Source organism: Polaribacter sp. Hel1_33_78 (genome assembly GCF_900106075.1).
Taxonomy (GTDB): domain Bacteria; phylum Bacteroidota; class Bacteroidia; order Flavobacteriales; family Flavobacteriaceae; genus Polaribacter.
On sequence record NZ_LT629794.1, the window covers coordinates 2,867,984 to 2,880,424 of the forward strand.

The 12,441-nt window shown below is 30.4% G+C and carries 13 protein-coding genes; 3 read left to right on the forward strand and 10 right to left on the reverse strand.

Features of this window, described 5'->3' with window-relative positions; genetic code table 11:
* The first annotated feature begins 281 nt into the window (after positions 1 to 281).
* Complete coding sequence (locus BLT88_RS12455; protein ID WP_091955127.1) at positions 282 to 1,235, forward strand: tRNA-dihydrouridine synthase; 954 nt, start codon at positions 282 to 284, stop codon at positions 1,233 to 1,235.
* Position 1,236: 1 nt separating this feature from the next.
* Here the strand turns inward: BLT88_RS12455 and BLT88_RS12460 are convergent, their stop codons facing one another.
* Both BLT88_RS12460 and BLT88_RS14445 read right to left on the reverse strand, forming a co-directional pair.
* A complete protein-coding gene (locus tag BLT88_RS12460) occupies positions 1,237 to 2,214 on the reverse strand; it encodes an endonuclease/exonuclease/phosphatase family protein (RefSeq protein ID WP_091955130.1) in 978 nt (325 codons plus the stop codon).
* A gap of 231 nt (positions 2,215 to 2,445) precedes the next feature.
* Positions 2,446 to 2,580 (reverse strand): hypothetical protein, encoded by a 135-nt coding sequence (locus BLT88_RS14445; protein WP_297799441.1) that lies wholly within the window; start codon positions 2,578 to 2,580, stop codon positions 2,446 to 2,448.
* Positions 2,581 to 2,699: 119 nt separating this feature from the next.
* Here BLT88_RS14445 and BLT88_RS12465 point away from each other — a divergent pair, with 119 nt between their 5' ends.
* Positions 2,700 to 3,146: a hypothetical protein gene (locus BLT88_RS12465; protein ID WP_091955133.1), complete on the forward strand. Its 447-nt coding sequence runs from the start codon at positions 2,700 to 2,702 to the stop codon at positions 3,144 to 3,146.
* A 157-nt stretch (positions 3,147 to 3,303) separates the two neighbouring features.
* On the opposite strand, the gene BLT88_RS12470 is transcribed toward BLT88_RS12465, so the two are convergent.
* The 4 genes from BLT88_RS12470 to BLT88_RS12485 form a co-directional block, all read right to left on the reverse strand.
* Positions 3,304 to 3,819, reverse strand: a complete 516-nt coding sequence (locus BLT88_RS12470; RefSeq protein WP_091955136.1) for a gamma carbonic anhydrase family protein — start codon at positions 3,817 to 3,819, stop codon at positions 3,304 to 3,306.
* Between the two features lie 152 nt (positions 3,820 to 3,971).
* Positions 3,972 to 4,766 (reverse strand): glucosaminidase domain-containing protein, encoded by a 795-nt coding sequence (locus tag BLT88_RS12475; protein ID WP_366132817.1) that lies wholly within the window; start codon positions 4,764 to 4,766, stop codon positions 3,972 to 3,974.
* Between the two features lie 32 nt (positions 4,767 to 4,798).
* Positions 4,799 to 5,740 carry a 1-aminocyclopropane-1-carboxylate deaminase/D-cysteine desulfhydrase gene (locus BLT88_RS12480; protein WP_091955139.1) on the reverse strand — a complete coding sequence of 314 codons (942 nt, stop codon included), beginning with the start codon at positions 5,738 to 5,740 and terminating at the stop codon, positions 4,799 to 4,801.
* A gap of 89 nt (positions 5,741 to 5,829) precedes the next feature.
* Positions 5,830 to 7,746 (reverse strand): ABC-F family ATP-binding cassette domain-containing protein, encoded by a 1,917-nt coding sequence (locus BLT88_RS12485; RefSeq protein WP_091955141.1) that lies wholly within the window; start codon positions 7,744 to 7,746, stop codon positions 5,830 to 5,832.
* 54 nt (positions 7,747 to 7,800) lie between these two features.
* Between BLT88_RS12485 and BLT88_RS12490 the strand changes: the two genes are divergently transcribed.
* Positions 7,801 to 8,169, forward strand: a complete 369-nt coding sequence (locus BLT88_RS12490; protein WP_036783097.1) for a DUF983 domain-containing protein — start codon at positions 7,801 to 7,803, stop codon at positions 8,167 to 8,169.
* 33 nt (positions 8,170 to 8,202) lie between these two features.
* Here the strand turns inward: BLT88_RS12490 and BLT88_RS12495 are convergent, their stop codons facing one another.
* The 4 genes from BLT88_RS12495 to gldL all read right to left on the reverse strand — a co-directional run bounded on the left by BLT88_RS12495 (position 8,203) and on the right by gldL (position 12,423).
* On the reverse strand, positions 8,203 to 9,252 hold the full coding sequence (locus BLT88_RS12495) for an FAD-binding oxidoreductase (RefSeq protein WP_366132814.1): 1,050 nt from the start codon (positions 9,250 to 9,252) through the stop codon (positions 8,203 to 8,205).
* Between the two features lie 73 nt (positions 9,253 to 9,325).
* Positions 9,326 to 10,180 carry a gliding motility protein GldN gene (gldN, locus tag BLT88_RS12500; RefSeq protein WP_036783092.1) on the reverse strand — a complete coding sequence of 285 codons (855 nt, stop codon included), beginning with the start codon at positions 10,178 to 10,180 and terminating at the stop codon, positions 9,326 to 9,328.
* A gap of 16 nt (positions 10,181 to 10,196) precedes the next feature.
* The gene (gene gldM, locus BLT88_RS12505) at positions 10,197 to 11,732 is read right to left on the reverse strand and encodes a gliding motility protein GldM (RefSeq protein WP_036783089.1); all 1,536 of its coding nucleotides are present in this window, start codon (positions 11,730 to 11,732) and stop codon (positions 10,197 to 10,199) included.
* Positions 11,733 to 11,775: 43 nt separating this feature from the next.
* Complete coding sequence (gene gldL, locus BLT88_RS12510) at positions 11,776 to 12,423, reverse strand: gliding motility protein GldL (protein WP_036783086.1); 648 nt, start codon at positions 12,421 to 12,423, stop codon at positions 11,776 to 11,778.
* Positions 12,424 to 12,441 lie beyond the last annotated feature (18 nt).

Genomic DNA, 12,441 nt, shown 5'->3' on the forward strand with positions numbered 1-12,441 from the left:
TCCAAATAACAGTATTGAATACATATAAAACCTCTCACATTTGGGAGGTTTTTCATTTTAAACAATTCATCTTTAAAAAATAAATTACTTCAACGTAAACTGCATAGAAACAAGGAAGTGGTTCAACTATTTTTTAGATTTATTTAGAGCAATTTGTTTATCAAATGCTTTGGAAAGTGTGTTATATTTGCACATCGAATATGATTTTTAATATAAAATATTGCATCTCAAATTGATCTTTTTAAGATTTCATTTTATACTTGAATTGATATAAATTTTTCATGAATCAAACACTTCTATCTTCTCCGCTTCAAGGATTTACAGATTATAAATTTAGAAATGCCTTCAATCATTTTTTTGGTGGAATAGACACATTTTATTCCCCGTATATTAGACTAAATGGAAAATTAATTATTAAGAACTCTTATAAAAATGATATTCTTCCGGAAAATAATACGGAATTAGAAGTAATTCCTCAAATTATTACGAATGATGTTGATGAATTTTTATTCGTTTCTAAATATGTTCAAGAATTAGGCTACAAAGAATTGAATTGGAATTTAGGTTGCCCATACCCTATGGTTACAAAACGAGGAATGGGATCTGGTTTAATTGCTGATACTAAAAAGATAAATACCATTCTTCATAAAATTCATAACGAATCTGACATCCTGGTCTCCATGAAAATGAGAATGGGTTATGATACTCCCGAAGAAATTTTAGATGTTTTACCAATTTTAGATACTTATCCTTTAAAAAATATTGCAATTCACGCAAGAATTGGCAAGCAATTGTATAAAGGAGGCACTAATTTAGAAGCGTTTCAAAAATGTTTAGACAATAGTAAACATAAAATGTACTATAATGGGGATATTACTTCTGTTACTGCTTTTAAAAAACTAAAAGAACGCTTTAATTCTATAGATCACTGGATGATTGGAAGAGGTTTAATTGCAGATCCATTTTTGCCGAACATGATTAAGAATGATACAACTGAATATCCAAGAAATAGATTTGAAATATTTCATGAATTTCACGATCGTATTTTTGAAGAATATGATGCTGCGCTTTCTGGACCGACACCCATTAAAATGAAAATGCTTGGTTTTTGGGAATACTTTTCTAGAAGTTTTTCAAATCCGCAGAAAACTTATAAAAAGATTAAAAAAGCAAGTAATGCCAAAGCATACTCAATCGCTGTAAAAGAAATTATTAAAGAAGCTAAAAATAATTAATTTACTTCAATTTAAATTGCATTTCTACCGGTAAATGATCTGATGCTTGTTCAAACTGATTTAGTACTTTTCCTGAAATATATTCAATAGAATTTTTTGTGTAGAAAATATAATCTATTCTTTCAAAAGGATTTTTTGTATCGAAAGTATTCCCGAGATTATTCATATCAAAAGCAGCATTTCCAATGCCTTTCATTGCAAACATTTTTTGAATAACAGCATCTTTATCTCTGGCTCTAGAATTAAAATCCCCTAATAAAATTGTTGGGTAATCATTTTTATATTTATTAAATATCGCCAAAACTTCTTCAAATTGGTTCACTCTAGTCGCTTTGTCAAAAGCCTCTAAATGAATGTTGATTAAAACCACTTCTTGGCCGTTTAAAACTACTTTTACAACTTGCGCTAAACGCTCTAGATAGAATGCATCTCTATAAAAAGGTTCACTTTCTACTCTTTGTAAAACAATTCTCTGATGTTCTTTTAAAGGATATTTACTGATAATCGATTGCCCAGAAACGACTTTGCCAAAATGCATCTTTATGGGCCAATAAGGAAAAGGTAAATAACGCTCATCCCAATTAACAGCTTTTGCAGCATAATTAAATCCTAAAGCTGCTATTTCAGTTTCTTGGTTTACATTATAAGAACGACTAGCATTATAATCTATTTCTTGAAAAGCGATAATATCTGGATTTACGTTTTTAGTTTCTAGTAGAACCTTATTCATATTATTATCAAATAACTGCTTTGGTTTTTCGATAGCTCTGTTATTAGTCATTCCACTTAAATACCCAATATTGTATGTTACAATACTAAAAATAGTGTCGTTTTCTGGTTTTACTTTATTTTCTAATTCAGAAACCACTTTGTATTCTGTACTATTTAAAGTGGAAGATGAAGCCCAAAAAAAGAACGCAATAAAGGCTATTATAATTATTACTAAAAAGCGGAGAAAATATTTTACAAATTGTTTCATAGGTTCATTTTTGGATTACTTTGAAGTTTCTCGTGCTCCTTTTCGCACTGCAGCCGCATTTTTGATCTACTTCATACTATGGTTTAAATTTAATCATTTTTTCTCAGAAAATACTCTATTTTAAAAGTTGTTGATGGAAATCTAAAATCCAGATATCCCTGTCAGGTAATTTAATAATTTATATGTGCAATCTATGTTTAAAGGATTGCACAATCACCCCAAACTGTACTTTTAAAATAAACGTTTACCAAACGTAAGTAAAACAAAATCTCCACAACCAATGATTACGGTATTATTAGCATCAGATAACATTTTAGCTAAACCTGATAAAAAGCTTTCATTAATTGCAGAGTTACATGCTATCAAGCCTTAAGATCAAAATTATAAAGTGTTAAATACTTCTTAATTTGGATTATAAGCTTAAACCTTTTAAAAATTTCAAGGTCAAAGAAATATACCTAAAAAGTTAATTAAACATTTATATCATGAGAAAAATAGCAAGCATTTTAATTTTAGCAATCGCTTTTACTTTAACAGTAGAAGCGCAAAAAAAAAGAGGAAAGCACCAGCAAAAATTAACCATTGAGCAGCATACAGATTTAGCTCTTAAAAGAATGACATTGTCTTTGGATTTATCCGAAAAGCAACAAAACCAAATAAAACCTTTAATACATAAACAAGCGGAAAATAAAAAAGCGGAAATGTTAAAAAGAAAGGAACTTAGAACTGCCAAAAAGAGACCTTCTTCAGATGAAGTTTACACTATGAAAAGTAAGCTATTAGACAATCAAATTGCCTTTAAAAACAAAATGAAAGACATCTTAAATAAAAACCAATTTGAGAAGTTTGAGGAAACGAAAAAAGAAAAAAAAATGAAAGGAATGAAAATGATGAAAAAAAGAAGGATGGCCAAAAAAGATTTTAATGACTAGTTTGGATTGATACGTTTTAACAAAAATCCGGTTTCTTAATTTGAAATCGGATTTTTATTTTATGTTTAATTTTGCGTTAGCGATTGCAATGACATCCTTTTATGAAGGTTGAATAAAAGATATAATGAAAAGCGCGACCTTGTGTAACGCCCAAATATTATTCTTTAAACCAACCAGAGTATTTTACATAATTATTGGCAATTCTATCTATTTCACCAGAAATTAATTCTTGGGAAATATCTTTCACTTTTTTAGCAGGAACACCTGCATAAATACTACCACTCTCTACTCTTGTATTCTTGGTAACTACTGCTCCCGCCGCAATTATTGAGTTAGACTCTATGACACAATCGTCCATAATAATTGAACCCATGCCTATTAGAACATTATCGTGAATTGTACAACCATGCACAATTGCATTGTGCCCGATTGAAACATTATTACCAATAGTTGTAGGCGATTTCTGATAAGTTGCATGGATTACTGCACCATCTTGAATGTTAACCTTATTTCCGATTTTTATATAGTGTACATCTCCTCTAAGAACTGCATTAAACCAAATGCTACACTCTTTTCCAAGAGAAACTTCACCCACAATAGTCGCATTTTCTGCAACATAACAATCTTCTGGTATTTGGGGATGTTTTCCGTTTACAGATTTAACAATAAGCATATTTTTATAATTTAAAAATGATTTTTTTGAAAAAAATTTGAAAGCGCTACGTTAAGATATTCATAAAAAAATATCTCGACACAAATTTGATAAAAAAGTAAATAAAGCTTGCTACAAAAAAAATTTATTTAAAAGAATTCTCAAGTAATACTTTAGTTCGTCTTTAAAACCTGATTTATAGAAATTATATTAGTTTTTAAATTGTTAACCTGCTTTAGTTCAGAAACAGAAAGACTGAATTTTCTGGCAATAGAATATAAAGTGTCTCCTTTTTTTACCTTGTAGTATTTCGTAGCAGAAACTTTTGTTTCCTCTTTATTTCTTTTAGGCTCTTTATATTTAAAACCCTTTCTTTTCTGCTGATCAAACTCATGTAGTTTATAATCTTCGATAATTTTTATCAGTTTGTTTGGGTATTTTTTATCTGTAGCATAACCCGCTTTTTTTAATCCCTTTGCCCACTTCTTATAATCCTTAGCTCCATAATTAAATAAAAAAGCGTATCGTTTTCTTTTCGTTAAAAATGCAGAATGATCATCGTAAGAAGTCTCTACATATTGGTATTTCCTAAAACATTCTCCTTTTTCATCATCATCATGATACACACGTTCTCCGTTCCATCCAGTATGACATTTAATTCCAAAATGATTGTTAGATTTTAATGCTAGTTCACTTCTTCCTCTACCAGATTCTAAAATTCCTTGTGCTAAGGTTATGCTTGCCGGAATTTTATTTTTATGCATTTCCTTTACGGCGATTGGCGCATATTTTCCAATATAAGCTAGCGTATGTTTATTTAATTTTGGGTTTTTCTTAACTAACTTTTTAATCAATTCTTTTTGATTTACAGAAGGCGCCTTTTTAGGCTTGGATTCTTGTAAAACTACACCAGCATTCTTCTTTTTATGAGTCGTTTTTTTGCTAGCTCCGCAACTTGATAAAATCACTATACATACGCAGTAAAATAGAACCTTTAATCTCATAAAACGTTAATTAATTCCTGATTTTTATTTTCTAATTGATGATTAATTCCCTGAATTCCTTGAATTCCTCCTGTATGAATTGCTAAAATTTTAGTCCCTTCGCTAAACGTATCTTTTTTAACTAAGTCTAAAATTCCAAATAACATTTTACCTGTATAAATAGGATCTAGTAAAATACCTGTTTCTGCTGTAAAGTTATTAATAAAAGTTATTAATTCCTCATCATATTTTGCATACCCCCCAAAATGGTAGGCTTTCTGTAAACTCCAGTTTTTCTTTCTGCCTACATATTTTTTGATTTCTTCTGATAAAAAATTACCTTTTAAAGCAGGGAATCCTATTATTTTTTGATTTTTTTTAGATGCATTTATCAAACCAGAAATCGTTCCTCCTGTTCCTACAGCTGAACAAATATAATTAAATTCTGAATCTTCTTTATTTAAAATTTCTTCACAACCATCAACTGCCAAACAATTTGTTCCACCTTCAGGAATTACGTAAAAGTCGCCCCATTTATTTTTCATCTTTTCAACAAAGCCAAATGATAATTTTTGTCTGTATTGTTCTCTAGAGACAAACTGAAATTTCATTCCATTCTTATGAGCTTCTCTTAAGGTAGCATTTTCTTCTAAAGTTTGTTCAAGTTTTTTCCCTAATTCATCACCTCTAATAATTCCAAAAGTTTTAAACCCTGCTATTTTACCTGCCACTGCTGTTGCTACGATATGATTAGAAAACGCACCACCATAAGTAAATAGTGCTTTCTTCTTAAGTTTCTTCGCTTCTTGTAAGTTGTATTTTAATTTTCTAAATTTATTCCCTGAAACATAAGGGTGAATTAAATCTTCTCGTTTTATAAAGAGTTCTACCTTCTTTTCTTCCAAAACTGGGAGAAAAACTTGTTGATTTTTGGATTCTACTGCTGAGTTGAAATTCATTGTTTATCATTCCTGTTTAGACAGAAATTTATAATTTAATTATTTTAGTTGACTCCCCTAAAAATTCTGTAAAGAAGAATTTACGCAAGTTATGAGAAATTAGAAACTTCCGCTTCCACCTTTTCCCAATCTTTCATTAAAGAGTCTAATTTTGTTTTTTTTGCTTTGTATTTTTCAAAGAAGTTGGGTCTAGAGGAAACTTCATCATAATTCTGGGCTAATTCTAAATCTATCTTTTCAATTTCTCCTTCTAAATTTGCAATTTCCGTTTCTATTTTAGAGATTTTGTTTTTTAATTTTTTCAACTCTTTTTCTTGCTCTCTAGACATTTGATAATCTTCTTTTTTAGTTGAAGTTTTATCTACTTTTACGACCGTCCTTTTTTCTGCTTCTCTAAGATTTTCAATTTTATGTTGTTCTAAGAAATAATCAATATCTCCTAAATATTCTTTAATCACTTTATCCTTAAAACCATAAACACTTGATGTTAATCCTTGTAAGAAATCTCTATCGTGAGAAACCAATATTAACGTTCCATTAAAACTTTTTAAAGCTTCTTTTAAAACAGTTTTTGAGGCTATATCTAAATGGTTTGTTGGCTCATCCATGATTAACACATTAAAAGGTGCTAATAATAGCTTACACAATGCTAACCTATTTCTCTCTCCTCCGGAAAGTACTTTTGCCTTTTTATCAACTGCATCACCTCCAAATAAGAAAGAACCTAGCATATCTCTAACGCGCATTCTGTTTCCATCCGTTGCAGCGTCTTCCATTATTTCTAAAACTGTTTTTTCTGGTGGTAAATGTTCAGATTGATTTTGAGCAAAATAGCCAACTTCTACGTTATGGCCGAGTTTAAGAACCCCTCCAAACGGAATTTCACCAACCATCATTTTTGCTAATGTTGATTTTCCTTGTCCGTTTTGACCGACAAAAGCAATTTTACTATTTCGTTCTATTAATAAATCTACATCTTCTAAAACGTGTTTATCACCATAACTTTTGCTTAAATTTTCTGCTTCAACAATAATTTTTCCTGGCTCTTTAGAAATTGCAAAACGAACATTCATTGCCTGATTATCGTCTTGATCTACTTCAATTAATTCAACCTTATCTAGTTGCTTCATTAAAGATTGTGCCATTGAAGCTTTACTCGCTTTTGCTTTAAACTTATTTATTAAGTGTTGTTTTTGCTTTATTTCTTTCTCTTGATTTTTTTGAGCTTGTAACTGCTTTTCTTTAATTTCTCCTCTTAATAATAAAAACTGAGAATAGGGTTTTTTATAATCGTAAATTTGACCTAGAGAGATTTCTATTGTTCTATTGGTTACATTATCTAAAAACATTTTATCATGAGAAACCAAAACAATAGCGCCTGAATATCCTTTTAAAAAGTTTTCTAACCAAATAATAGATTCAATATCTAAATGGTTTGTTGGCTCATCTAATAATAAAATATCATTATTCTGTAACAGTAGTTTTGCCAATTCAATACGCATTCTCCATCCACCTGAAAAAGTATCAGTCAACTTATCAAAATCTTCTCTTTGAAAACCTAAACCTTGTAGAATTTTTTCGGTATCTCCTTGATAATTATAACCTCCAAGAAGTTCATAACGCTCGGTTAAATCTGTTAAATCATGAATTAGCTGCGTATAACCTTCACTTTCGTAATCTGTTCTAATCGCTAATTGTTCATTAATTTCATCAAGTTTTGATTCGATTTCTTTGATTTCTTCGAAGGCTTGGTATGCTTCTTCTAAAATTGTTCTTCCTTCCACAAAATCGATGTCTTGTCGTAAGAAACCAATTTGCACATCTTTATCAAAGGCCATAGTACCACTACTTTCTATATCTTTAGAAAGTACTTTTAAAAGGGTAGATTTTCCTGCTCCATTTTTTCCAATAAGACCAATTCTATCCCCTTTATTTAATTTGAAAGTAATTCCTGAAAATAATTCAGTTCCCATAAAGGAAACTGTTAAGTTGTGTACGTTTAACATTAATTTTACCTAAATTTATAGTTTGCAAAACTAACTAAAAAAATACAGTTTTTCATGTTTAAAAAAGGGACAAAATTTTATAGTATTTTAAAAGGAAAATGCCCTAAATGTCAGGAAGGTTACTTCTTTAAAAATCGTTGTACTTTTAACTTAACAAAGGTTACTGAATTATATGAGAATTGCCCTAAATGTAATTTAAAATACATGTTAGAACCTTCTTTTTATTATGGAGCGATGTATGTAAATTATGGTATTACAGTAGCAGTTTCTATTGTTACTTTTTTAATTGCTAAACTAGGTTTTAATTTAAATTTGCTGCAATCTTTATTTACAGTTTTTGGATCTCTTTTTATTTTAGCACCTATAAATTTAAGATTGGCCCGAATTATTTGGATAAATATGTTTGTCAATTATGAAAAATAAAGTTTGTAACTTTTAAATAATTTTAAACTACATTTATTTTTTTTCAAATCGTTTGATATCAGTTTCTGGATCTAATTTCCCTTCATTTTCTAGGTGATTAAACAATTGTTTGGCTACTGTTGGCGATATGATAACCCCACGCGTTCCCAAACCGTTTAAAACCGCTAAATTGTTAAACTGTGGATGTACCCCAACCATAGGTCTTCTGTCTTTTACTGCAGGACGAATCCCCGCGGCTTGGTCTACAATTGTATAAGGCACGGAAAGTACCTTTTTAAGTTTTGCAACCAATTCTTCCTTTCCTTCTATTGAAGGGATGGAGGTTTTATCTGCGTGGTTAAAGGTAGCACCAACTTTATACTGGTGATGACCTATTGGCATAACAAACAAGGTTGATTTTACAAGAAAATCAATTTCTAATTCTGGCGCATGGATTGTAATAGTTTCTCCTTTTACTTCCTCTAATGGTAAATGATTAAAGTAGGGATTCTCTTTCAACCCAAACCCCTCTGCAAATACAATTTTATGCACTTCTATGTCTTGATATTGAATAGTCTGATCCTTAAATTTTATGTTATTATGATTGAAATTCTCAAATCGAATCCAATTATTTTCTTTTAAATATTCCCTATAGGTTTCGACTAATTTTTGGGTATCTATTCTACCTCCTTCCTTAACATTTCCAAATTGATGATTTCCTAAAACTCCATTATATGTTTGATTGTCTAATTTCGAGTCTAAATACGGAGCTACTTTAGGTTTGTCAAATGCCGAAAACCAATTATTCTGATCTTCAATAGATTTAAAAGCTTTTTTAATAACAAATTTTTGATCGAATTCTTGATCGAATTTTTTTTCTAATCGTTCATAAAAAGGAAGTGCTAAGGCTAATTGTTCTTTTACATTCCAAACTGGTGAGTATCTTTTTAAAATAACAGGATTATATACTCCTCCAGCCACTAAAGAAGAGGTTTGTGAATTGTCTTCGAAAACCAAAAAACTCTTGTTTGCCTCAATTAACTCCTCAATAAATGCCAAACCTGCTAGCCCTAAGCCAACAACTATATAATCTAACTTCATCATTCAAAAATACTTCTTTTAAATAAAAAAAACGTTCCAAAATTTGGAACGCTTTTCAATACTTATTGAAACCAAATTAATAATTCCACATATCAATTTCTCTGTTTCTAATATCTTCTTTAATCTTATTTGCTTCTAAAAGTTGGAATAAAGAATTTCCACGAACATAATCTTCAATAGCTCTATTTCCGTAGATATTCTCTTCTCTTACAATTACAGCACTAAACCTTCTTGCATTTAATAAATGATCATAAGAAATAGGATGAGTTGCGTTTTTTGGATTAAAGACCTTTGCATCATGTAAAATTCCTCTCGCATTTGGAAAGAAAATCCAAAATAACTCATATAAATTTTCATCTTCTATATTTTCGACACCCAAAGTCTGAACATCTTTTCCCATTGGTGCCAGAGCCAGCAATCTATATTTCATTTCTCCTTGACGTTTATCAAAATACCACATCCCTTTTAACATGTATCCTTCTACATCTTGAGTTTGAATTCTAAATGTATCTTTATATCCATTTTCATCACGAATATTTACTAAACGTGTATCTATTTCATCTTGGGTAATTTTAGAGGTAAAAAAAGAATCTGTATATGCCTCCTTAATTTTACCTTGTTTAATCCCTTTAATGAGTGTATCAAACAAAGATCTTCTATCTGAAGAAATATTGGTGGTATCAATTGGAAAATAATAAGGTAAATTTATTTTTTGATTTAAATCTACAAATTCCCAAACAACTTTAGACCACATGATATCTCTATCGTCCACATATCCATAAGGGATTGGGCCATCATTATCAGCAACTAATTGTTGTTCATTTTTCTTTCCTATTTGACTTACAGATTTAGAATTTAATAAATTGGCTTGAGCCTTTACTAAACCGGAAGTAATCAAAATGAAAACTAGTATTAAAAAATTTCTAACCATAATCTAATTTTTTATTCTAATTAGTTAATTCTATATTAACTGGTAAAACTTGTTTGAGCTTGTATGAGTTACCAATAATAGAAGCTTTAATATCATAAATATTAATAATATCTCCTCTTTTAGCTTTTGATAATTTTTGTTTGGCAGCTGCACTTAATCTTGATCCATTAACAATGATCGTTAGTTGACCTGGTACTTTTATTTTAAAACTATTCACTTTTAATTTTAAATCGAACATAAAGTCTGGTAAACCAGCACTTATGGGAGCATTAGCTAAACCTGATTTTGGCATTCTTACAGTTCCAAATTGATTACGAACAGAACCCATTGCTGCTGGTATGTCTTTAATTCTAAATGTTGCTTTAGAATTTACAGTTTTACCACTACTTAATTTTGCACTCACATTAACCACAGCCGTGCTTGATGGTCCAGGCCTCATCATATAAGCTGATCCATTTTTAGATAATTTACCACCCGTTGCAGAAACTGAAATATTATTAGCTCCAACTCCTGGTAAAGAAACTGAGATTGGGTTATCTAAACCTCTATAAACAACATTCATCTTATCAGCAGAAACTACGGCACTACTAGGCTCAGCTATTACGCTATATTTGCTTTCAAAATCAACAGGAACTTCTACTCCGTTTTCTGTAAAATAAATCGTCCCTTTAATTGATTTCTCTCCAACATTACCAGCAGGAAAGTCCAAAATTACTTGACCATCCTTAACATTCTTTGTAGCATCTTTACCATTAAGCAAGACTTTATTAGGAACTAACGTGGCATCGTAACGTCCTAAAACGACTTCACCTGTAACTCTTTCACCTGCAAAATAAGCTGTTTTCTTTAAACTAACAATACCTTCATAATTCGTCAATGATAGAGCTTCCTCCATTTTACCTCCTAATAAATCTGTAACGATATCAGCTTCTGAATTTTTAATATCAGCTTGCATTTGCGTAAGATTTGTTAAGGAAGCTACTAAAGGAAATCCTTCATATCTTGCCTTTAACCATTTTTGTGTTTTCTTTCCACCCCTATTAACATCATCTGTGTTAAATCTTTTATTAATTACTGGAGTAAACTTACTATCAGAACCTAATGTATTTACTAAGCTTGTTCTAAAACCATTAATTTTATCCAAAAAATCTTGACCTTCAGATGTATAACCATCTCCCTTAAAGAAATAAGCATCTAAAAAATCAGTTTTATCCATCGCTTCATAATCCGATTTGTTCTCAATATCAGCTGCCATTTTTAATTTTAATTCATCTAAATATGAATAAAAGTCAGCTGAAAATTTCTTTATTTCATTCGCTTGCTCGTTAAGCTTCCCAAATTTTTCTTTTTGTTCTTTCGCTTTTGTTGCTAAATTAGCATATGCTTCATTATTTTTATCTGTTGTTGAAGCGTTATTTACAGTTAGTTTTTCATTCATAAAACCAAAAGCTGATAATACTTCTTTACTCATATTCATTGCTAACATCGCAATAAATACAAGATACATTAAATTAATCATCTTTTGTCTTGCAGACAATTTTCCTCCAGCCATTTTTTAATTAGTTTTTAATAAGTTATACATTTCTTTGAACTAATTATTTGCTAGACATTGCAGAAAGCATTCCTCCATAAACACCGTTAAGAGAAGAAAGGTTATTTGCTAAAGACTCCATTTGCTCTTTTAATCTCTCTGTATTTTCCACAACAGCAGTATTTAACTCTGCTTGTTTATTAGAGTTTTCCAACTGTACTGCATACAAACCGTTTAACGATTCCATTTGAACAGCGGCTAATGACACTTGTTCATTATACTTATTTGTTGATGAGATAGATTCTGCAGCAGCAGATAATCCTTCTGCAGCTCCTTGAAAGTTCTTCATACTAGTTCCTAAGCTTTCCATTAAAGCCCCATCAATTTTTGCCTCTTGCAATAAATTATCTAATTTTTGAGATAGAATACCATCAGCCCCTAATTTATCCTCTGAAGAAAAACCCTCAGCGCCTAATTCTGGATATACTTTTGTCCAATCAAAATCATCCTCAGGGGTATCAAAAGCAGAAACTGCAAAAACACCAGCTTCCACTAACAAACCAATAGTTAACATTAATCCTCCTGAAATTTCAAATATACCAAGGTCTAAACTAATATGCTGAATTTTAAACAAAGCTCCAACTATTACTACTGCTGCTCCCATTCCGTATACGAAATTCATTACTTTTTTATAAGATCTTGATTGTGCCATTTTTTTTTAAAATTATAT